Below are 22345 nucleotides of genomic sequence, written 5' to 3'. Positions count from 1 at the left end.
GCTCAGTAAAGATCGATCGGATCCACATCCAGCGACCAGCGCACGCGTCGTGCCGAGGGCAGCGCGAACAGCGCGTGTTGCCATGGTCGCAGCATCCCCCGCAGCACGCCGCGCTGGGTGCTTTCCAGCAGCAGTTGGCCGCGTTGGCGGCCGGCGCGTAGCGGCATCGGCGCTTGCATCGGACCGGCAATTTGCACCGCATCCAGTTCGGGCAGCAGTGCCCGCGCGTCGCGCAGGAACGCGTCGACGTGGTCGCGTTGGGGCGCGTCGGCGCGCAGCAATACCTGGTGGCTGTAGGGCGGCAACTGGATCTTGCGGCGTTCGTCCAGCAGATCGGTGGCGGCGGCGGCGTAGCCGCGGGCCAGCAGGTTGCGCAGCAGCGGGTGTTCGGGTTGATGGGTTTGCAGCACCACGCGACCGGGTTTGCGGGCGCGGCCGGCGCGGCCGGCCACCTGCACCACCAGTTGGGCCAGCCGTTCTTCGGCGCGGAAGTCGATGCTGTGCAGGCCTTCGTCCACGCCCACGATGGCCACCAGGGTGAGGTTGGGCAGGTCGTGGCCCTTGGCCAGCATCTGGGTGCCGACGAGGATGGCGGGCGCGTCGTCCTGCAATTGCGCCAGCAACTGCTCGAAGGCGTCGCGGCGGCGGGTGGTTTCGCGGTCCACGCGCAGTACCGGCACCTGCGGAAACAGCGATACCAGCGCTTCTTCCAGTCGCTCGGTGCCGTGGCCTTGCGGCTTCAGGTCGCCCACGCCGCAGACGGGGCAGACCTGCGGCATGCGCTGGCGGTGGTCGCAGTGATGGCAGATCAGCTGGCGCCGCCCGGCGTGCAGGGTCAGCGGCCGGTCGCAGTGCGGACAGCCGGCATGCCAGCCGCAGCTGTGGCACAGCAGCACCGGTGCGTAGCCGCGGCGGTTGCGGAACACCAGCGCCTGCTCGCCGCGCGCCACGGTGTCGGCCACGGCGGCCAGCAGCGCGGGCGACATGCCGTGCTGCAGGCGCTGCGCGCGCATGTCCACGATCTGCACCTGCGGCGGACGGATGGCGCCGGGGCGGGCACGCAGGTGCAGCGTGCGGTAGCGGCCGGCGGCGGCGTTGGCGAGTGATTCCAGCGACGGGGTGCCCGAGCCCAGCAGTACCGGCACGCCCAGCGCACGCGCACGCACCAGGGCCAGGTCGCGGGCGTGGTAGCGAAAGCCGTCCTGCTGCTTGTAGGCGCTGTCGTGCTCTTCGTCGACGATGATCAAGCCGGCCTGCGGCAGCGGCGTGAACACGGCCGAGCGCGTGCCCAGGATCACCCGCGCGCTGCCGGCGCGGGCACGCAGCCAGGCGCGTGCGCGGTCGCCCTCGGACAGGCTGGAATGCAGCACTTCCACGATCACGCCAAGCCGCTGGCGCAGTCGCCGCACGGTCTGCGGCGCCAGCCCGATCTCCGGCACCAGCAGCAGCGCCTGCTTGCCTTGCGCCAGCACCTGTTCGATCAAGGCAAGGTAGACCTCGGTCTTGCCGCTGCCGGTGACGCCGTCGAGCAGGAAGGGCTGGTAGTCGCCCAGCGCGGCGCCCACCACGGCCACCGCCTGTTGCTGTTCGTCGTTGAGCTGCGGTGCGGACGAAGCGGGTAGCGGACGTTCCGCGGGCGCCCGCTCGCTGCGCTCCAGCAGGCCGGCGCTCGCGAGCCGACGGGCTGCCTCGCGCCAGCCGGGCTGGCGTTCGGTCAGCTCCTGCGCGCTCAGTGCGCCGTCGGCCAGCAGGGCCAGCAGCGCCTTGCTGCCGCCGCGGCGGCTGCCGGCGTCGTGGGCGCTACGGCCGGCCAGGGTCAGCGACCAGTATTCGTCGCCGATCGGCGGCAGCGGTTTCGGTTCGCGCAGGGCCAGCGGCAACGCGTTGGCGTAGGCCTCGCCCGGCGCGCCGAGCCAATAGTCGGCGGCCCAGGCCAGGGTCTGCATCAGTTCGGGGTCGAGCAGCGCGTCGTCGTCGAGCAGGCGCAGCGCCTGCTTCAGCCGGCGGCTTTCCACGGCGGCTTCGGCGTCGATCGCCACCACCACGCCAACCAGCCGCTGGCGCCCGAACGGCACCAGCACCCGCGCGCCCACGCCGGCCTCACCGACCGCGGGCGGCAGGTAGTCGAACAGGGCGGGCAAGGGCACCGGCAGGGCGACGCGAAGGACAGCGGGCATGGGTTACCTCGTGGCGCACCAGTGTAGCGGCGGCGCCGGTCGACCCCCAGGGTTTCGCCCGCCGCGATGGCAGGCAAATCGCATGGATCGAGTTGCGCCACTTTGCTGCCCGCCTATCGAGGAAGCGAGGGTAAGTGACTAACCGCTGGCGGTTTTTATGCTTATCCACAAGAGCTGTGGATAAGTCTGTGGATGCAGCGGGGAGGGGGTGCCCCGAAGCGCGCCGTGGCGCCTTTTTGGTCACCTTGACCATGTTTTGGTCAGGCAAAAAAACATCTGTTATTTCAACAACCTGCAAATTCGGTTGGGGCAGGGTTCACACAATTGTCATCGCCCCCGAGAGCGCCTTGACAGTCTCGTTACGCTGTGCAAAACCCGCCATGACAAGCGTTTGAAAGCCGCCTCAATGGGCCATCCCCAGGGCCGCGGCGACCATCAGCGCAAACGTCAGCAGCCAGAAATAGCACCAGCCGATGCACCAGAATTTCAGCACCGTCATGGGCCAGCCTTGGTGGTACACGCGTTTCTGCGTGATCAGCAGGTAGGTCGGCACCCACAGCGCCAGCAGGGTCTGCAGCCAGCCCAGCGGCGCGGCTGTCCAGGCGGCGTGCGGTTGCAGCCAGGCCGACAGCATGCCGATCAGGGCGAGCAGCAGCAGCGCCAGGAACATGAACGCGTGGCTGTGCAGGGCCACGATCAGGTGCTCCATGTACAGCCGCCGGCGGAACACGTAGAACAGCTTCAGCAGGCCGGCAAATACCGGAATCAGGATGAACATGGTCATCGGCAGCGCGCCGAAGACGCCGTTGATCATGCGTTGCTTCGCCTCGGCGCGGGCCGCGGGATCGCCATCCTTGAGGTCCCGCACGTTCTTGTGCAGGTGCTGGCCCAGCACGGTGAGGCGGGCGTTCGCCACGTCGGGCAGCCACGACAGATGGACGGGGCGCGATTCCTGCTGCAGGACGTCGTCCAGCGCATCATGCCCCTGGCTGCCTGGCGTCTTGCCGGTAGATGCCGCCACCGCAGGCACCGCCGGTGTGGCCAGCGAGGCGGCCGACATCGGCGCTGCGCCCAGCTCGATGAGCCGCCGATTGGCTTTTTTGCGCATGCTCATGGCCGACCGGTCGAGCTGTGCAGACGACAGCAAACCGTAGCTGTCGATATGCGGCAGCGTGTCCAGCTGGCGTTGCAGCAGCTCGCGCACCTCGCGCGGGGTGTTGGCGTCGGAGAAGTGCTTGCCATTGACGGTTATCGTCGGGGTGCTGTTCTCGGCGACCACCTTGGCGAACCGGTCGAACGCCAGATGGCAGACGAAGAAGCTCAACAGGCACAGCACGAACATCAGCCGGAACGGCGCGATGTACGGCACGCGGCGGCCGGCGAAGTATTCCAGGGTGAGGAAGCCCGGCTTCAGCAGCAGCGGCGGCAGCGTCTGCACGATGCGGCCGTCGATGTGCAGCACCGTCTCCACGGTTTCCTCGACCATGTGGTGCATCGGCTTCAGCACGCTGTGGATGGACTGGCCGCATTCGTGGCAGAAATCGCCCTGCATCGCGGCACCGCAATTGGCGCAATGCAATCCCTCGTAGCTGGTCAGTTGCTTCATCGCGGTCCCCATCCGGTGCAGCGGGCGATTTTCGCACAGGCCGACCGGCACACGGGCGTGACCTGTGGCTCCGCTAGAATGGCCGCCCCCAGAGCCCGTGCATCGATGAAATCCTTCCGTCCCGAGCGTGCCCGCCTGCTGCATGAGGTGCGCGCCACCGTCCATCTTGCGCTGCCGTTGATCGCCGCCCAGCTGGCGGCCATCGGCAGCAACGTGATCGACGCGTTGCTGGCCGGCCACGTCAGCGCGCACGTGCTGGGTGCGGTGGCGGTGGGCGCCAGCATCTGGTCGCTGGCGATCGTCAGCGGCATCGGCATGATGATGGCGGTGCCGCCGTCGGTGGCGCAGCTCGATGGCGCGGGCCGCCGGGCGGAAGTCGGCGCGGTGTTCCACCAGGCGCTGTGGCTGGCGCTGGGCATGGGCGTGCTGCTGTGGTTTGCGGTGCGCCATGCCGCGCCGCTGATCGACCTGATCGGGGTGACGCCCAGCCTGCGGGACGAGGTGCAGCGATTCCTGCTGGCGATCAGCTGGGGCGCGCCCGCACTGACTTGCTATTTCGCGCTGCGTGGGCTGTCCGAAGGGCTGTCGCTGACGCGGCCGTCGATGTATTTCAGCCTGGGCGGGCTGGTGTTGCTGGTGCCGCTGGGCTACGTGTTGATGTTCGGCAAGCTGGGCATCCCGCCGCAGGGCGCGCACGGCTGCGGCGTGGCCACGGCGACCGTGCTGTGGCTGGAGATGCTGGCATTCGGCTTCTACGTGCTGCGCCATCGCAACTACCGCGGGCTGGGCCTGTTCGACCATTTCGAACGGCCGCACTTGCGCCGCATCGGCGCGCTGATCCACATCGGTCTGCCGATGGCGGTGTCGCTGCTGGCCGAGGCCGGCCTGTTCGTGGCCACCGCGCTGATCATCGCCACCCTGGGCGAGGACGTGATCGCCAGCCACCAGGTGGCGCTGAACATCGCCTCGCTGTTCTTCATGATCCCGCTGGGGCTGGCCATGGCGATCACCGTGCGAGTGGGCAACGCGGTGGGTCGCGGCGATGCGCGCGGCGTGCGTTATGCCGGTTTTTGCGGGATCGGGCTGACCCTGGTGACGCAGCTGTTTTCGGCCGGCCTGATGCTGACCCTGCCTCATTACATCGCCGCGCTCTACACCAATGACCCGAAGGTGATCGCGCTGGCGATGCAGCTGATCATGCTGGCGGGGCTGTTCCAGTTTTCCGACGGCATCCAGGTGGCGTCCAATGGCGCGCTGCGTGGGCTCAAGGACACCCGCATCCCGATGGCGATCACCCTGTTCGCGTACTGGATCATTGGCATGCCGGTGGGCTGGTGGCTGGCGTTCCACCACGGCCTGGGCGCGCGCGGCATGTGGATGGGGCTGATCGCGGGGTTGTCGGTGGCGGCGGTGATGCTGCTCACCCGTTTCTGGCGCAGCGCCTGGAAACAACGCTGGCGCGTGCATGACCACGGCGGCCCGACCGGCTACGCTGCCACTTTGACCTCCGTGGAAGAACGCGCATGACGCCACCGCCCCCGTTCCGTCGTCGCCGTGGTTTCGGCGCGTTCCTGGCCACGCTGGGGCGCGGCATCAACGTGGTCCGGCTGGTGATCGTCAACCTGGTGTTTTTCGGCGTGCTGTTCGTGCTGCTGTTGCTGGTGACGGCTGGCATCGCCGGCAGCCGCATGCAGCGCTCGGTGGAGGATCACAGCGTGCTGGTGCTGAAGCTGGATGGCCAACTGGTGGAGCAGTACAGCATCGACCCGATGCAGCGCACGCTGGCGCGGCTGTCCGGCGAGGACCCCAAGCAGGTGCAGTTGCGCGACCTGGTCGGCGCCATCGATGCGGCGGCGACCGACCCGCGGATCACCCGCATCCTGCTGCTGCCCGATGGTCTGCAGGGTGGCGGTTTTGCCGCGTTGCGCGAAGTGGGCGCGGCGCTGGACCGCTTCCGCGCCGCGGGCAAGCCGGTGATTGCGTGGGCGGTCAATCTCGACCAGGGCCAGTACTACCTCGCCGCCCATGCCGACCGCCTGCTGGTGGACCCGCAGGGCGGTGTGATGCTGACCGGGCTGGCCAATTACCGGCTGTTCTACAAGGACCTGCTGGACAAGCTGGGCGTGGACGTGCACCTGTTCCGCGTGGGCGAATTCAAGAGCGCGGCCGAGCCGTACATCCTCGATCACGCCTCGGTCGAGTCGAAGGAAGCCGACAGCTACTGGATGAACGGGCTGTGGGACCGCTACCTGGATGAGGTGGCGGCGCTGCGCAAGATCGCGCCGGCAACCCTGCGCGACGACATCGACCAGCTGCCGCAGCACATCGCCGGCACCCAGGGCGACCTGGCGCAACTGGCGCTGAACCAGCACCTGGTGGACGGCACCGCCACCCGCGCGGAACTGATCGCGATGCTGCGCAAGCAGGGCGTGCCGGCCGACAAGAAGGGCCATGGCTTCCGCGAGGTGAGCCTGTCGCATTACGCCGCCGCCCAACCCGATCGCGAGGATGCGCGCGCGCCGGGCGTCACCGTCGTGGTGGCCGAGGGCGAGATCACCGGTGGCAAGCAGTCGCCCGGATCGATCGGCGGCGAATCCACCGCGGCGCTGATCCGCACCGCGCGCGAGGACCGCAAGACCAGGGCGCTGGTGCTGCGGGTGAACTCGCCCGGCGGCGAGGTCTACGCGGCCGAGCAGATCCGCCGCGAAGTGGCGCTGACCCGCGCGGCGGGCATTCCCGTGGTGGTCTCGATGGGCAACGTGGCGGCCAGCGGCGGCTACTGGATCTCGATGAACGCCAACCGCATTTTCGCCGAGCCCAACACCATCACCGGCTCGATCGGCATCTTCGGCCTGTTCTACACCGTGCCCGGCACGCTGGCGAAACTGGGCGTGCAGAGCGACGGCGTGGCCACCGGCCCGATGGCCGGCGCGTTCGACATCACCCGCCCGCTGGACCCGAACGTGGGTGCGGTGATCCAGGCCATCATCGACAAGGGCTACCGCGATTTCGTGGGCAACGTGGCCACCGCGCGCGGCCAGAGCTACGCCGCCATCGACGCGATCGCCCAGGGCCGCGTGTGGACCGGCGAGCAGGCGCTGCAACGCGGACTGGTCGATCAACTGGGCGGCCTGCAGGATGCCATCGCCGATGCCGCCACGCGCGCCAAGCTGGGCAAGGATTATGGCGTGCGCTACCAGGAGACGCCGCTGGGCGGACTGGAACGGTTCCTGCTCGGCTTCAACCAGAGCGCCACGGTGCACGTGCTGCAGAGCTGGGGCGTGCAACTGCCGCGCTGGTTCGCCCGGGTGCCGGCGATGACGGGACCGCTGCGGCTGTTGCGCAACGCGGAGGCGGGCAAGCCCAACGTCTACGCCGACTGTTTCTGCGCGCCCTGGTAAGCACCCTCAGGCGGGCGTGGCGGCGTAGTAGTCGCCATGCTGCTGCACCTGCACCGGCATGCCGAACGCCTCGCTCAAGGCGGCGCCGGTGAGTACGTCGGCCTTGCTGCCCTGGCGAAGTACCCGACCCTCGCGCAGCAACAGCACCTGCGCGATTTCCGGCACGATTTCCTCCACGTGGTGGGTCACCAGCATCAACGTGGTGCCGCCACGGGCCAGCTCGCGCAGGTTCTCCAGGAAGTGGCGGCGGCTGGCCATGTCCAGCCCCGCGCACGGTTCGTCCAGCAGCAGCGCCCGCGGCCGGTGCACCAGCGCCCGCGCGATCAGCACGCGGCGCGCCTCGCCGGTGGACAGTGTGGCCATCGGCCGGCCGATCAGATGCGCCGCACCGATCCGCTCAAGCGCCTGCTGGGCCTGTTCGCGCATGCTGTCGCTGACCTGGTGGTCCAGCCCCAGCCCGCGCGCGGAGAAAAAGCCCGACACCACCGCATCGAATACTTCCAGCGGCGCATCGCTGGTGTAGTCGAGCTGCAGCGCCGGCGACACGATGCCCAGCAGCTGGCGCAATGCGCTGACGTTCCAGCGGTCACGGCCGAACACGCTGACGTTGGGGCCGCCGCCATCGGTGCGCACCAGCGGATACAGCTGGCGTGCGATCAACTGCACCAGGGTGGATTTGCCCGAACCGTTGGCGCCCAGGATCACGGTGTGCTGCCCCGCATCCACCTGCAGGCTGAGCCGGTCCAGGATCAGCCGCGCGCCGCGCATCACGCTGGCCTGGTCGATGCGCAGCACCGGCGCATCGGCAGCGACGTCAGCGTGGGGCGGGGCGGTGATGGGGGAGGAGCTCATGCGATGGCCGGGTGATGAATGGACGGCCATTATCGGTGATCGCGGTGGTCGGCCAAAGCTGCAGATCAAGAGCGACCCCACCCCAGCCCTCCCCTGCGTTGCAGGGGAGGGAGCGAAACGCTGGCAGCTTCTGGCTCCTCCCCCTGCGCGCAGGGGGAGGTTGGCGACCGCAGGGAGTCCTTCAGGTGAGGGGGTTGTCTGGGGTGGCCGTTGGCCTATTCCGTCGCCGCGTCGATCCGTTTGCGTTGCTCCGCCGCGTGGTCATCCACTGTTTTCTGCACATCGCGGGCGCGTTGCTCGCTGGCTTTCAGCGCATCGAACGGCGTACTGGCCTGGGGCTTGGGCGGATCGCCGGGCGGCGGCGCGGGCGTGCCGGAGCAGCCGGCCAGGGCGAACAGGCACAACAGCGGCAGGGCGATGGTTTTCATGCGCGTGATCCGTCGGCGGCGGTAAGCGTCGAGTGTTGCGCCGCTGGCTGGCTGGCGGCAAGCCGTCGTGTAAGCTTTCGCGCATGAACAGCCGCATCGACGCCTGGCAGCTGCAAGGCCATACCGCCCTGATCACCGGTGCCAGCAAGGGCATCGGCTACGCCACCGCCCGCGAGCTGGCCGGGCTGGGCGCGAACCTGCTGCTGGTGGCGCGTGACGAGGATTATCTGGAACAGGTTCGCGTGGAGCTGGCCGACGATTTCCCCGCCAGCGACGTGCTGGCGTTCGGCGCCGACCTGGCCGAACCGGAGGACAGGTTGGCCGTGTTCGACTGGATCGCCGACCTCGGCGCACCGCTGTCGCTGCTGGTCAACAACGTGGGCGGCAATGTGGTGAAGCCCACGCTGGAATACGGCGAAGCCGAATGGCGCGGCATCTTCGAGCAGAACCTCTTCTCCGCCTTCGAGATGTGCCGGCTGGCGCATCCGCAACTGGTGCAGCACGCGCATGCGGCGATCGTGAATGTGGGCTCCGTATCCGGCGTCACGCATGTGCGCACCGGCTCTCCCTACGGCATGAGCAAGGCCGCGCTGCACCAGCTCACCCGCAACCTGGCGGCGGAATGGGCGGTGGACGGCATCCGCGTCAACGCGGTGGCGCCGTGGTACATCCGCACGCAACGCTCGGAGCCGGCCCTGCTGGATGAGGATTACCTGGACGAAGTGCTGGAGCGCACGCCACTGAAACGCATCGGCGAACCGGAAGAAGTGGCCGCCGCCATCGCCTTCCTGTGCCTGCCGGCCGCCAGCTATGTCACGGGCCAGGTGCTGGGTGTGGATGGCGGGTTTCTGAATTACGGTTTCTGAGGGGCCGGTGGGGCAGGGAATGGGGAAAGGGAATAGGGAATAGCAAGGGCGCCGCGCGCCTTGTAGGAGCGACTTCAGTCGCGACGCTTTTCCAAATCCCGAATCCCGGCTCCAAGAGCATCGCGGCTGAAGCCGCTCCCACAGTCACAGCCCCATCGGTACCACCGTCAGAACCGCACCTCATGCTCCTCGGCGGCGAAGCCCAAAGTGACGGCGCCTTCGCCCACGTTGACCATGCCGGTGATGCTCATCGGTGCCTCGGTCAGCATGACGCCGGTTTCCGCGCACGCCGCGCGCAGCTCGGCATAGCCGGGCAGCTGCGCCAGCACGGCCAGGTCGCCGCCGTAGCTCACGCACATCGCCGGTACCAGCAAGCCGGCACGCACGCGCTGGATGGCGTGGTCGAACAGCATCTGCGCGCCCTGCTCGAAGCCGCGGGCCTTGCCCGCCGGGCCGGTTTCGCCGCGATGGCATTGCAGGATGGGTTTGATGTCCAGCGCCGAACCCAGCATCGCGCTGACCAGGCCCACGCTGCGGTCGTTCTTTTTCTTGGCGCGGGCGCGCAGGTAGTACAGGTCGCGCGGCAGCATGTAGCCGTAGGTGTTGTTGGCCACGTGCAGCAGCCGCTCGCGGATCGCGGCCGGAGGCTCATCGGCGTCGATCATCCTCGCCGCCTCGATGGTGGCGGGCCCTTCGGCGGCGAAGAGGTTGCGCGTGTCGATCACCCGCATCATGAACGGCCCTGGCACGCCGGCCTGTTTGCGCACCTCGCGATAGCTCTTGAGGATGGCGAAGCTGGCGCGGTTGACGTGATCGTAGATCGGGCTGCGGGTGGCGGTGATGGTGAGGCAGAACACACAGTCCTGCTCCAGCACCAACCGCTCCAGAAACAGGTTCTCGATCTGGCGCACCGAACAGGGCTCGGTTTCCGCTGAATGACTGCGGCTGCCCAGCTGGCGATCCAGGAAACGCTGGATCTCGGCCGGGTTGCGCTCATCCAGAAACGTCTCGTCGTCCACCTTCACCGCGATCGGCATCACCACGATGTTGTGTTGCTGCAGGAAAGCCTGCGGCAGATCGCAGGACGCATCGACAGCCAGACCCATGCGCATCACATGTCCCCTGCTACGTGTTTTAGGACCGAACATAGCATGTGGCCCCGAACGAAAGTCCACGTGACACCGCCTATCCGCGCCGCGCATTAAGCTGGCGGCCACACCGCAAGAAATGCAGGCATCTTTTCGATGAAAGACAAGCAGGAGATCGTTTCCAACTGGCTGCCGCGTTACACCGGCACCGCGCTGGGGGAGTTCGGCGAGCACGTGCTGCTGACCAATTTCGGCAACTACGTGGAGCTGTTCGCGCAGTGGCACGGGGTGGAAGTGAAGGGCCGCGACCGGCCGATGCCCAACGCCACCGCCGACGGCATCACCCTGATCAATTTCGGCATGGGCAGCCCCAACGCCGCCACCGTGATGGACCTGCTCAGCGCGATCTGCCCGAAGGCGGCGCTGTTCCTGGGCAAGTGTGGCGGGGTGAAGAAAAAGAACCAGTTGGGCGACCTGGTGTTGCCCATCGCGGCGATCCGCGGCGAGGGCACCAGCAACGATTACCTGCTGCCGGAAGTGCCCGCGCTGCCGGCGTTCCAGCTGCAGCGCGCGGTGTCCACCATGATCCGCGACTTGGGCCACGACTACTGGACCGGCACGGTGTACACCACCAACCGCCGCGTGTGGGAGCACGACGAGGTGTTCAAGGATTACCTGCGCCGCACCCGCTGCATGGCGGTGGACATGGAAACGGCCACCATCTTCGCCGCCGGCTTCGCCAACAAGATCCCCTGCGGCGCGCTGCTGCTGGTATCGGACCAGCCGATGATTCCCGAGGGCGTGAAAACCGAGGCCAGCGACCGCGGCGTCACCTCGCAATTCGTGGAGGCACACATCCGCATCGGCATCGAGGCGTTGAAGCTGGTGCGCCGCAACGGTCGCAGCGTGAAGCACCTGCGTTTCGAGGAGGAATACGACGGCGATTGAATCGCCGTCGCGGGGTCATCCCATCAATAGCGCGGCACGCTGGTGTCGATCTCGCGCGCCCACGTCTCCATGCCGCCTTCCACGTTGTGCACGTTGCTGAAGCCGTGCGCGGCGAAGCGCTCGGCCATTGCGCGGCTGGAGACACCGAAGTGGCAGATGAACGCCAGCGCGGTGTCTTTCGGCAGCGTGGCCAGTTGCTCGAAACCTTCCTCTTCCAGCACCCGTGCCTGCGCCAGCGGCGCGGCCTTGGCGCGATCCGCGGCGGGGCGCACGTCGACCAGGGTGATGTCGTTGGCGGCGAGCCGGTCTTTCAGCTGCTGCACGGTGAGCATGCCGACTTCCTGCGCGCCGGGGAATTTCAGGCTGAGGCCCTCGCCCTGCACGGTGGATACCCAGTCGATCACGATGCCGCGGGCGCGCTGGGCGCTGGCCGGGTCGAAATGCACTTCCAGCCCGTTCGAAACCGCCACGATGTCGTGGTCGCCGGCCGGCGCCAACTGGAACCCGGCGCTGTGGTCGGGGCCGATCTCCAGATGCAGCGCCACGCCCTGCGCATTGGCGGTGCCCTGGCGGATCGCCTCGGCGGCGGCGTCGGTGATGGTGATTTCCGGCGGCGTGCGGTCCGGCGCGGCAGCACCGAACAAGGTGTGCAGCTCACCGCTGCCGTACATCTGGCGGATGATGTCGGCGCCGCCCACCAGTTCGCCTTCCACATACAGCTGCGGGATCGTGGGCCACTCGCCGTAGAGCTTGATGCCCTCGCGGATTTCCGGGTCTTCCAGCACGTTGACGGTGTGGTATTCGGGCAGCAGCTCGTTGAGCGTGTTGGTGGCCGCGGCGGAGAAACCGCACATCGGCTGCTGGCGGTCGCCCTTCATGAACAGCACCACGCGGTGGTCCTTGAGCAGGGTCTGGATGCGTTCGCGGGTGGCGCTGTCGAGGGACATGGGGAGGCTCCGGAAAAGGGGGTAATGATACGCCGCCTGATATGTGGGGGCCTTGTCGCCGATCAAGGCGCCGCGGGCGGTGGCCGTGCGAGAAGTGTGGTTATCGGGCCAGCGCGGCGCGCACGGCGGGCGCAATGGCCTCGACCCAGGCTGCGTACTGGGCGCCCGATGGGTGCAGGCCATCAGCCACGACATCGTCGGGCCGCTGGCGGGAAATCGCCGTGACATCGACCCAACGGGCGCCGGCACGGACGCTTTCGACGCGGGCGATGGCGTTGTAAACGTCCAGTTCGGCGGCGATGGTGGCGCCGTCGCGTTGTTGCTCGCGGGCGAAGCGGGTGACGCCCCAGTCGGGAATCGACACCACCACCACGCGTCCCGGCCGGTGGTCGGCCAGTGCGATGGCGCGCCGCAGCAGTGCGGCGAACTCGTCGTGGTACCCGGCGGCCGGGTGGCCGCGGTACTGGTTGTTCACCCCGATCTGCAGGGTGACCAGATCCCAGCCCGGCACCAGCGCGGCGGCGTCCATGCCCGCCGCCAGTTCGTCGGTGGTCCAGCCGGTGACCGCCACGATGCGCGGCGGGTCGATGGCGATGCCGTCATCGCGCAGTTGCCGGCGCAACTGCGCCGGCCAGCTGGCATCGGCGGGCACACCTTCGCCCACCGTATAGGAATCGCCCAGGGCGAGGTGGCGGAGCGGCATGGCGGCCGGCCCGCCGGTCATCAGGCCGCGCTGGCGACTTTGCGCCGGGGCTGCTCGCTGGCCATGCGCTCCAGCACCCGGTCGATGCGCACGAACACTTCCATCAACTGCGCCGGCGGCGGCAACAGGGTGAGCCGGAAATGGTGGCTCTTGGGCACGTTGAAGCTGCTGCCGGGCACCACCAGCACCGATTCCTCTTCCAGCAGGCGCAGCGCGAACGCGTTGTCGTCGAAGTCGCCAAAGCTCTCGGCGCGCACGCGCGGGAATGCGTACAGGGCGCCGGCCGGGGCGACCAGGTCGAGGTGGCGGCTGGCGGCCACGCCTTCCATCACCAACCGGCGCGCCTCGTGCAGGCGGCCACCGGCGGCGGTCAGGGCGTTGATGGTGGGGGCGCTGTGCAGCGCGGGCGGCACCGCCCATTGCACTGCCATGTTGGCGCACAGCCGCAGCGCGGCCAGCAGTTGCAGGGCGTCACGATAGTCAGCGGTCAGCGCGTGGCTGCCGGACAGGCTCATCCAGCCCACGCGGTAGCCGCAGGCGCGATGCACCTTGCTCAGGCCGCCGAAGCTGACGCAGGGCAGGTCGCCGGCGACCTCGGCCAGCGGCTGGAACACGGCGCCGTCGTACAGCACCTCGTCATAGATTTCGTCGCACAGCAGCAGCAGCTTGTGCCGCGCGGCCACGGCCACCAGCCGCTCCAGCAGCGCGCGCGGGTACACCGCGCCGGTGGGGTTGTTGGGGTTGATCAGCACCAGCGCCCGCGTGCGCGGGGTGACCAGCGCCTCAATCTCGTCCGGATCGGGCAGGTGGTCGTTCTCGGCCAGGCAGCGGTAATAGCGCGGCGTGCCGTCGTTGAGGATGGTGGCAGCGCTCCACAGCGGGTAATCCGGGCTGGGCAGCAGCACTTCGTCGCCGGGCTGCAGCAGGGCGCGCAGCGACAGGTCGATCAGCTCGCTGACGCCGTTGCCGACAAAGATGTGTTCGATATCGACGCCGCGGGCGCCGCGGGCGCGCTGCTGTTCGGCAATCGCTTCGCGAGCCAGCTCCAGGCCTTGTTCGTGGCCGTAGGCGTCGCTCTGGTGCAGGTGGCTGGCGACGGCCTCGCGCAGGTGGGCGGGCGCTTCGAAACCGTAGCGGCCGGGGTTGCCGATGTTCAGCTTGATGATGTCGAGGCCGCTGGCCTCCATGTCACGCGCGCGCCGGTTGAGTGCGCCACGGATCTCGTAGCGCACTTCCGCCAGGTGCGCACTGGGTTTGATCGAAGCCACCACCGGCATCCTCATGAGTCAAGCCGACGCCACCGCCGGTTACTGAATGCTACCAGCGTGATGCAGTGCAGCGCGAGGTCGGCCGGGGGCTAATAAAGGGCTATCGTGCGGCGAACTGCGGGCAAGGCATAATCGCCGTGTCCTCTGATCCCCGGGCTGGCCGCCTCGACACGACCGTCCCAACCTTCCGGTTCCGCCGGACAACGCATGCAGATCCCCGCCATGAGTGACGCCGAAACCATCGAACGCCTGCGCCGTATCGGCTGGCGTGGCGATACCTTGCCTGCCGCCGGCCTGCGCCTGGCCCGTGTGGTGGCCCAGCATCGCGCAGGCTACGAATTGCATGATGGCGAGGTGCTGTTCAGCGCCCAGCCGGACGGCCGTTTCCTGAAACGCGGCATCGACCCGGCCGAGCGGCCGGTGGTGGGCGATTTCGTCGAAGTGGCCAACGGTGCACCGCCGCATATCATCACCGTACGGCCCCGTCGTACCGTGATGTCGCGGGCGGCGGCCGGCGAGCGCTACGAGCGCCAGTTGATCGCCACCAATATCGACTACGTGCTGGTGCTGACCGGCCTGGACGGCGACTTCAACCCGGCCCGGATCGAGCGTTATCTGTCGCTGACCGAGGATTCCGGCGCCCAGCCGGTGGTGCTGCTGAGCAAGCTCGACACCCGCGACGATGCCGACGAGCTGATCGCCGCCCTGCGCGAACGGCTGCCGGCCGGCACGCCGATCCATCCGCTGAACGGCAAGGACCCGGCCAGCGTGGCCTTGCTGGCGCCCTACCTGCAGCCGGGCGACAGCGCGGTGCTGGTGGGTTCTTCCGGCGCAGGCAAATCCACCCTCACCAACACCTTGCTGGGCACCGCGCGCATGGCCACCGCCGAAGTGCGCAGTCACGACAGCCGCGGCCGCCACACCACCACGCATCGCGCGCTGCTGTCGCTGCCCAGCGGCGGTTGCCTGATCGACACGCCCGGCATGCGCGAGCTGAAACTCACCGGCGAGGAAAACCTCGACCTGTTCGCCGACATCGAGGCGCTGGCCGAGCAGTGCCGCTTCGCCGATTGCGGCCACGGCAGCGAGCCGGGCTGCGCGGTGCAGATCGCGCTGGACAATGGCGAACTCAGCCCCGGCCGCTGGCGCAATTACCTGAAACTGCATGACGAGCGCGAGGAGCAGGCCGCCACGCTGGAAGCGCGCCTGCGCCGCCAGCGCGGGGGCCGCCCGATCGACCGTCCGCACAGCCCCCGCGGGCAACGCGAACGCGATTAGCCGAGCGCCCCACCACCCGCCTGCGAGCCAGCTGGAGTCGACCCATGTGCACCGCCCGAATCAGCCGCGTCGCCCCTGCACGCCGTCGGACCGGCAGGGCCAGGGATTGAACACGCCGCCCGCCAGCGAGGCACAACTGCTGCGCTGCGCCGCGCTCGACCAGCGCCTGCTGGCCGCGGTGCGGGAGATCCGCATCCTGCCCACCGTGGCGTGGCCGGCTTCGCTGGAAGCGGAGATGATCCGCGCCTACGGCAAGGGCCGATTCACCCTGCCGCAGGTCACCTACACGCGGCCGGACCTGGCCGCGGTGCGGGCCGAACTGGCCGCCATCGAAGCGGCGGCCGGTGGCAACGACCCGCAGGATATCGACCCGCTGGACGACTACCTGCGCCGCACCGCCGAGTCATGGCGCATCGCCGCCGAGATGCTGGAGTCGGTGGGCACCGCGGCGGTCACCGCGCCGTCGATCGCGCTGTACGGCCGCCCTGACGACCCCATCCCCGGCAGCCAGCGCAGCAACCTCGACGCGGCCCGCTATTTCGTGGAGCTGGCCAACGAACTGGGCGCGGACCTGCTCGCCGACGACAGCGGCGTGCCGATACCGGCGGACAGCTTGCGCCGCGACGTGGCCGCCACGCTGGATGCGTTTTTCGGCGAGGGCGTGATCCGCGTCGAGGTCGATCCGGAACTCACCGCCAAGGCCGCCGCCGGCGCCACCCGCATCCGCCTGCGCGGCGGCACCTGCTTCACCGAGTACGATCGCCACCAGTTGCTGGCGCACGAGGCCTTCGTGCATTCGCTGACGGCGTTGAACGGTCGCCGCCAGCCATTGCTCGCTTCGCTGGCGCGCACCTCGCCGCGGGTAACGGCCACCCAGGAAGGGCTGGCGGTGTTCGCCGAACTGATGTCCGGCGCGATCGACATCGCCCGCCTCAAGCGCATCAGCCTGCGCATCGTGGCGATCGACATGGCGCTCAACGGCGCCAACTTCGTCGAGGTCTACCAATACTTCAGCGCCTGCGGCCAAAGCGTGGCCGACAGTTTCCACTCGGCCCAACGCGTGTTCCGCGGCGTGCCGCTGGAGGGTGGCGCGGCTTTCGCCAAGGACAACGTTTATCTGTCCGGCCTGCTCACCGTGCACACGTTTTTCCGCTGGGCGCTGAAGCAGCGACGGATGGACCTGCTGCGCCACCTGTTCGCCGGCAAGCTGGCGCTGCACGACGTGATCTCGCTGCAACCGTATTTCGATTCCGGCGCCATCCTGCCACCGCGCTGGCTGCCACCCTGGATGCAACACATGCACGGGTTGGCGGGCAAGCTGGCGTTCTCGCTGTTCATCAACGGCATCCAGATGGAAAACGTGCAGGCGGATGAGTTGGTAGTGGGTATGTAGTGACTGTGGGAGCGACTTCAGTCGCGATGCTTCTTCTTTTGAGGCTCATCGACATCAAGAGCATCGCGACTGAAGTCGCTCCCACAACCCGCCCGCACGGTACTTTTGGAACGGGTCGCCGGTTTAACCCGGTGCTAACATCGAACGAAGCTTCCGCCGCGCGGAATTCTCCCTTTTCTCGCCGAAAACGCACCGATGACTCTTCCCGAAGAACTGCGTCTTGCCGCCCTCGAATATCATCGCCTGCCGCGCCCCGGCAAGATCAAGGTCACGCCGACCACCTCGCTGCTGACGCAGCGCGATCTGTCGCTGGCCTATTCGCCCGGCGTCGCCGCGGCCTGCGATGCAATCGTGGAGGACCCGACGTCGGCGGCCGAATACACCGCCCGCTCCAACCTGGTGGCGGTGATCAGCAACGGCACGGCGGTGCTGGGGCTGGGCAACATCGGGCCGCTGGCGGCCAAGCCGGTGATGGAAGGCAAGGGCGTGTTGTTCCAGAAGTTTGCCGGCATCGACGTGTTCGACATCGAGATCGACGAGAACGATCCGGACAAGCTGGTCGACATCATCGCCAGTCTGGAACCGACCTTCGGCGGCATCAACCTGGAAGACATCAAGGCGCCGGAGTGTTTCATCGTGGAGCGCAAGTTGCGCGAGCGGATGAAGATCCCGGTATTCCACGACGACCAGCACGGTACCTCGATCATCGTGGGCGCCGCGGTGCTGAACGCGCTGGTGGTGGTGGGCAAGCGGATCGAGGATGTGCGCATCGCCACCACCGGTGTGGGTGCGGCGGGCATTTCCTGCCTGGACATGCTGGTGGCGCTGGGCGTGAGGCGCGAGAACATCCTGGCCTGCGACGTGCACGGCGTGCTGCACAGCGAGCGCACCGACCTGGACCCGGACAAGCAGCGTTATGCGCGCGACACGCCGATGCGCACGCTGGAGGAGATCGTCGATGGCGCCGACATTTTCCTGGGCCTGTCCGCCGGCGGCATCCTGAAGCCGGCGATGGTCGCCACCATGGCCGAGCGGCCGATCATCTTCGCGCTGGCGAACCCGAACCCGGAGATCACCCCGGAAGACGCCAAGGCGGTGCGACCTGACTGCATCATGGCCACCGGCCGCTCGGATTATCCGAACCAGGTCAACAACGCGCTGTGCTTCCCCTATCTGTTCCGCGGCGCGCTGGACGTGGGCGCCACGGTGATCAACGAGGCAATGAAGATCGCCTGCGTCAAGGCCATCGCGGCGCTGGCGCGGCGCGAGTCGTCCGACGTCAGCGCGCGTGCCTACGGCGGCAAGCCGCCCAGCTTCGGGCCGAATTACCTGATCCCGCAGCCGTTCGATCCGCGGCTGCTGATCCAGTTGCCGCCGGCGGTGGCGAAGGCGGCGATGGAGTCGGGCGTGGCGACGCGGCCGATGGAGGATTTCGTCGCCTACAACGACAAGCTCACCAGTTTCGTGTTCCGCACCGGCCTGCTGATGAAGCCGGTGTTCGAGCGCGCCAAGGCGGCGCCGGCGCGGGTGGTATACGCCGAGGGTGAGGAGGAAACCGTGCTGCGCGCGGTGCAGACGGTGGTGGACCAGGGCCTTGCCGTGCCAATCCTGATCGGTCGCCCCGAGGTGATCGAGAAACGCATCAAGCGCGCCGGCCTGCGGCTGAAGCCGGGCGTGGACGTGGAGATCTGCAACATCAACTCCGATCCGCGTTTCGACGCCTACTGGCAGCACTACCACCAGTTGATGGAGCGCCGCGGGGTGACCCCGTCGATGGCCAAGGCGGTGGTGCGCTCGCGTCCCACCGCGATCGCGTCGCTGATGGTGGAGCGTGGCGAGGCCGATGCGCTGCTGTGCGGCATGGTCGGCCAGTTTCCCAGCAAGCTGAAATACATTCGCGACATCATCGGCATGGACGAGGGCGTCAGCTCGGCTTCGGCGATGGCGGCGGTGGCCACCGAGAAGGGCACGTTCTTCTACCTCGACACCCACGTGATGGACGACCCCACGCCCGAGCAGATCGCCGAAGCCACGCTGCAGGCGTCGATCCGGCTGAAGCTGTTCGGCATCACCCCGAAGATCGCGCTGCTGTCGGCCGGCAACTTCGGCAGCCGCGACTGCTGCGGCGCGCACAAGATGCGCAAGGCGCTGGAGCTGATCCGCGCCAAGGCGCCGCGGCTGGAGGTGGAAGGTGAAATGCAGGCCGACACCGCGCTCACCCCCGCGCTGCGCGAGAAGCTGTTCCCGCACTCGCGGCTGGAAGGCAAGGCCAACGTGTTCGTGTTCCCCAATCTGGATGCGGCCAACATCGCCTACAACATGAGCCGCATGCTCACCGACGGCGTGGTGATCGGGCCGATCCTGATGGGCGTGGCCAAGCCGGCGCACATCCTGATGCCGCAGTCGACGGTGCGACGGATCGTCAACATGACCGCGGTGGCCTCGGTCGAGGCGCAGATCCGCATCGGCACCCGGATTCAGGCGGCGCCCTGAGACGAAACGCCGCCGCAACGCCGTGACACCGGGCTGCCACCGTGCGGTGGCGCACGGGTGGGCCGGCCGCTAAACTTGATGGGCTCGCTGCATCCCCGGCCGCGGGTTCCCACATCAAGTCAGGCACCGCACGGCGCCGCGGAGAATCTTCATGGATCAGCTCGACGATATCCTCAATCAGGACATCGACCCTACCGAAACCGGCGAATGGATCGATTCGCTTGATGCGGTGATCCATCACGATGGCACCGAGCGCGCGCATTTCCTGCTGGAAAAAATGGTCGATACCACCCGTCGTTCGGGTGGCTACCTGCCGTTCAACCCCACCACTGAATACGTCAACACGATCCCGCCCAGCCAGGAGGCCAAGAGCCCCGGCGATGCGGCGATGGAATGGCGCATCCGTTCGCTGATCCGCTGGAACGCGATGGCGATGGTGGTGCGGGCCAACCGCAAGCCGGGTGAACTGGGCGGCCACATCGCCAGCTTCGCCTCCAGCGCCACGTTGTACGACGTGGGCTTCAACCATTTCTGGCGCGCACCCAGCGCCGACCATCCGGGCGACCTGATTTTCCATCAGGGCCATTCCAGCCCGGGTATCTACGCCCGCTCGTTCCTCGAAGGCCGCCTGGCCGAGGATCAGCTCGACCTGTTCCGCATGGAAGTGGTCGGCAAGGGCCGCGCGCTGTCGTCCTACCCGCACCCGTGGCTGATGCCCGATTACTGGCAGGTGCCGACGGTGTCGATGGGTCTGGGCCCGATCCAGGCGATCTACCAGGCGCAGTTCTTCAAGTACCTGGAAAACCGCGGCCTGGTGCCCAAGAGCGACCGCAAGATCTGGTGCTTCATGGGCGACGGCGAATGCGACGAGCCGGAGTCCCTCGGCGCCATCTCGCTGGCCGGCCGCGAGGGCCTGGACAACCTGATCTTCGTGATCAACTGCAACCTGCAGCGGCTGGACGGCCCGGTGCGTGGCAACGGCAAGATCATCCAGGAACTGGAAGGCAGCTTCCGCGGTTCAGGCTGGAACGCGATCAAGCTGGTCTGGGGCAGCTACTGGGATCCGCTTCTTGCCCGCGACCACAAGGGCGTGCTGCGCAAGCTGATGATGGAAACCGTGGACGGCGAATACCAGGCCTGCAAGGCCTTCGGTGGCGCCTACACGCGCGAGAACTTCTTCGGCAAGTACCCGGAGACGCGCGAGATGGTGGCCAACCTCAGCGACGACGACATCTGGCGCCTGAACCGTGGCGGCCACGACCCGCACAAGGTGTATGCGGCGTACCACGCCGCGTCAAACACCAAGGGCATGCCGACCGTGATCCTGGCCAAGACGGTCAAGGGCTACGGCATGGGCCTGGGCTCGGGCGAATCGCAGAACCCCACCCATCAGCAAAAGAAGCTGGACCTGGAATCGGTGCGCCACTTCCGCGACCGTTTCAACGTGCCGGTACCCGATTCCAAGCTGGAAGAAGTGCCGTATTACCACCCGGGCAAGGACTCCCCGGAAGTGCAGTACATGCTGGAACGCCGCAAGGCGCTGGGCGGCGCGCTGCCGCAGCGCCGGCGCACCACCGACGTGAAACTCAAGGCGCCGGACCTGGCCGCCTTCGAGCAGATCACCAAGGGCACCGGCGACCGCGAGATCAGCACCACCATGGCGCTGGTGCGAGGCATGAACCTGTTGTTGCGCGACAAGACCATCGGCCCGCGCGTGGTGCCGATCGTGGCCGACGAGGCGCGCACGTTCGGCATGGAAGGCATGTTCCGGCAGATCGGCATCTACGCACCGTTCGGCCAGAAATACCGTCCGCAGGATTCCGACCAGCTGCTGTACTACCGCGAAGACCAGAAGGGCCAGGTGCTGCAGCAGGGCATCAGCGAGGCCGGCGGCATGGCCTCGTGGATGGCCGCGGCCACCAGCTACAGCATCAGCAACCAGCCGATGCTGCCGTTCTTCATCTACTACTCGATGTTCGGCTTCCAGCGCATCGGCGACCTCTGCTGGGCGGCGGGCGACATGCGCTCGCGCGGCTTCCTGGTCGGCGGCACCGCCGGTCGCACCACGCTGAACGGCGAAGGCCTGCAGCACGAGGATGGCCATTCGCACCTGCTGGCCGGCGCCATCCCCAACGTGAAGGCGTACGACCCCACGTTCTCGTACGAAGTGGCGGTGATCATGCAGGACGGCGTGCGCAGCATGCTGCAGGAGCAGGAGGACCACTACTACTACATCACCGTGATGAACGAGAACTACACCCATCCGGACATGCCCAAGGGCTGCGAGGAAGGCGTCATCAAGGGGATGTACCTGCTCAAGGACGGCGGCAAGGGCAAGAAGGGCGAGCTGCGCGTGCAGTTGCTCGGGTCCGGCACGATCCTGCGCGAGGTGATCGCGGCGGCCGAGCTGCTGGAGAAGGATTTCGGCGTGAAATCCGACATCTGGTCCTGCCCCAGCTTCGTCGAGCTGCGTCGTGACGGTTTCGATGCCGAACGCTGGAACCGCCTGCATCCGGAAGCCGAGCAGCGCGTGCCGTATGTCACCGGCCTGCTGGACGGGCGTTCTGGCCCGGCGGTCGCCGCCACCGACTACGTGCGCGAATTCGCCGACCAGATCCGTGCGTTCATCCCCGACGGCATGCACTACACCGTGCTGGGCACTGAGGGCTTCGGCCGCTCCGACACGCGTGAGCACCTGCGCGAGTTCTTCGAGGTCGATCGCCGCTGGATCGCCCATGCCGCACTGGCCGCACTGGCGAAGGAAGGCAAGGTCAGCGCCAAGGACGTCAGCCGCGCCATCAAGCAGTACAACCTGGATCCGGAAAAGCCGAATCCGCTGAGCGTCTGATCGATCCTGAAGCAATAAAAAAACCGCCCTTTCCGGGCGGTTTTTTTAT

16 protein-coding genes are annotated in these 22345 nt (G+C 67.7%); 8 read left to right on the top strand and 8 right to left on the bottom strand.

The features are described 5' to 3' along the window. Positions 1-2: 2 nt before the first annotated feature. Both ASD68_RS13965 and ASD68_RS13960 read right to left on the bottom strand, forming a co-directional pair. Positions 3-2177 carry a primosomal protein N' gene (locus ASD68_RS13965; RefSeq protein ID WP_056607845.1) on the bottom strand — a complete coding sequence of 725 codons (2175 nt, stop codon included), beginning with the start codon at positions 2175-2177 and terminating at the stop codon, positions 3-5. Positions 2178-2580: 403 nt separating this feature from the next. Then, on the bottom strand, positions 2581-3783 hold the full coding sequence (locus tag ASD68_RS13960) for a DUF3667 domain-containing protein (RefSeq protein WP_056608090.1): 1203 nt from the start codon (positions 3781-3783) through the stop codon (positions 2581-2583). Positions 3784-3888: 105 nt separating this feature from the next. On the opposite strand from ASD68_RS13960, the gene ASD68_RS13955 reads away from it, so the two are divergent. Then, entirely contained in the window at positions 3889-5310 is a 1422-nt protein-coding gene (locus ASD68_RS13955; RefSeq protein ID WP_056607842.1) for an MATE family efflux transporter, read from the top strand. Continuing rightward, the gene (gene sppA, locus ASD68_RS13950; RefSeq protein WP_056607840.1) at positions 5307-7184 is read left to right on the top strand and encodes a signal peptide peptidase SppA; all 1878 of its coding nucleotides are present in this window, start codon (positions 5307-5309) and stop codon (positions 7182-7184) included. The genes ASD68_RS13955 and sppA overlap by 4 nt, the downstream gene beginning before the upstream one ends. Positions 7185-7190: 6 nt before the next feature. Here the strand turns inward: sppA and ASD68_RS13945 are convergent, their stop codons facing one another. Beyond that, the gene (locus ASD68_RS13945) at positions 7191-8036 is read right to left on the bottom strand and encodes an ATP-binding cassette domain-containing protein (RefSeq protein ID WP_056607838.1); all 846 of its coding nucleotides are present in this window, start codon (positions 8034-8036) and stop codon (positions 7191-7193) included. A 215-nt stretch (positions 8037-8251) separates the two neighbouring features. Continuing rightward, on the bottom strand, positions 8252-8464 hold the full coding sequence (locus ASD68_RS13940; RefSeq protein WP_056607835.1) for a hypothetical protein: 213 nt from the start codon (positions 8462-8464) through the stop codon (positions 8252-8254). 83 nt (positions 8465-8547) lie between these two features. Here ASD68_RS13940 and ASD68_RS13935 point away from each other — a divergent pair, with 83 nt between their 5' ends. Then, a complete protein-coding gene (locus ASD68_RS13935; protein WP_056607833.1) occupies positions 8548-9330 on the top strand; it encodes an SDR family oxidoreductase in 783 nt (260 codons plus the stop codon). A gap of 167 nt (positions 9331-9497) precedes the next feature. Here the strand turns inward: ASD68_RS13935 and ASD68_RS13930 are convergent, their stop codons facing one another. Further along, positions 9498-10442 (bottom strand): DegV family protein, encoded by a 945-nt coding sequence (locus ASD68_RS13930; RefSeq protein ID WP_056607831.1) that lies wholly within the window; start codon positions 10440-10442, stop codon positions 9498-9500. A 132-nt stretch (positions 10443-10574) separates the two neighbouring features. Here ASD68_RS13930 and ASD68_RS13925 point away from each other — a divergent pair, with 132 nt between their 5' ends. Continuing rightward, positions 10575-11366, top strand: a complete 792-nt coding sequence (locus ASD68_RS13925) for an AMP nucleosidase (RefSeq protein WP_056084671.1) — start codon at positions 10575-10577, stop codon at positions 11364-11366. 23 nt (positions 11367-11389) lie between these two features. On the opposite strand, the gene grxD is transcribed toward ASD68_RS13925, so the two are convergent. The 3 genes from grxD to ASD68_RS13910 form a co-directional block, all read right to left on the bottom strand. After that, positions 11390-12313: a Grx4 family monothiol glutaredoxin gene (gene grxD, locus ASD68_RS13920; protein WP_056084675.1), complete on the bottom strand. Its 924-nt coding sequence runs from the start codon at positions 12311-12313 to the stop codon at positions 11390-11392. A 100-nt stretch (positions 12314-12413) separates the two neighbouring features. After that, on the bottom strand, positions 12414-13016 hold the full coding sequence (locus ASD68_RS13915; protein WP_056608088.1) for a GDSL-type esterase/lipase family protein: 603 nt from the start codon (positions 13014-13016) through the stop codon (positions 12414-12416). Positions 13017-13036: 20 nt separating this feature from the next. Then, the gene (locus tag ASD68_RS13910; protein WP_200945420.1) at positions 13037-14293 is read right to left on the bottom strand and encodes an aminotransferase class I/II-fold pyridoxal phosphate-dependent enzyme; all 1257 of its coding nucleotides are present in this window, start codon (positions 14291-14293) and stop codon (positions 13037-13039) included. Between the two features lie 213 nt (positions 14294-14506). Here ASD68_RS13910 and rsgA point away from each other — a divergent pair, with 213 nt between their 5' ends. The 4 genes from rsgA to aceE all read left to right on the top strand — a co-directional run bounded on the left by rsgA (position 14507) and on the right by aceE (position 22296). Further along, the gene (gene rsgA, locus ASD68_RS13905) at positions 14507-15562 is read left to right on the top strand and encodes a ribosome small subunit-dependent GTPase A (protein WP_056085159.1); all 1056 of its coding nucleotides are present in this window, start codon (positions 14507-14509) and stop codon (positions 15560-15562) included. A 106-nt stretch (positions 15563-15668) separates the two neighbouring features. Further along, the gene (locus ASD68_RS13900) at positions 15669-16955 is read left to right on the top strand and encodes a flavohemoglobin expression-modulating QEGLA motif protein (protein WP_056607829.1); all 1287 of its coding nucleotides are present in this window, start codon (positions 15669-15671) and stop codon (positions 16953-16955) included. Positions 16956-17150: 195 nt separating this feature from the next. Then, positions 17151-19448: an NADP-dependent malic enzyme gene (locus tag ASD68_RS13895; RefSeq protein WP_056607827.1), complete on the top strand. Its 2298-nt coding sequence runs from the start codon at positions 17151-17153 to the stop codon at positions 19446-19448. Positions 19449-19599: 151 nt separating this feature from the next. Further along, positions 19600-22296, top strand: coding sequence for a pyruvate dehydrogenase (acetyl-transferring), homodimeric type (aceE, locus tag ASD68_RS13890; RefSeq protein ID WP_056084684.1), 2697 nt, complete (start codon positions 19600-19602; stop codon positions 22294-22296). Positions 22297-22345: the final 49 nt, after the last annotated feature.

Source organism: Rhodanobacter sp. Root627, assembly GCF_001427835.1.
In the GTDB taxonomy this organism is placed as follows: Bacteria; Pseudomonadota; Gammaproteobacteria; order Xanthomonadales; family Rhodanobacteraceae; genus Rhodanobacter; species Rhodanobacter ginsenosidimutans.
The sequence above is the reverse complement of the archived record's forward strand: the minus strand, read 5'-3'. Positions and strand labels throughout refer to the sequence as shown.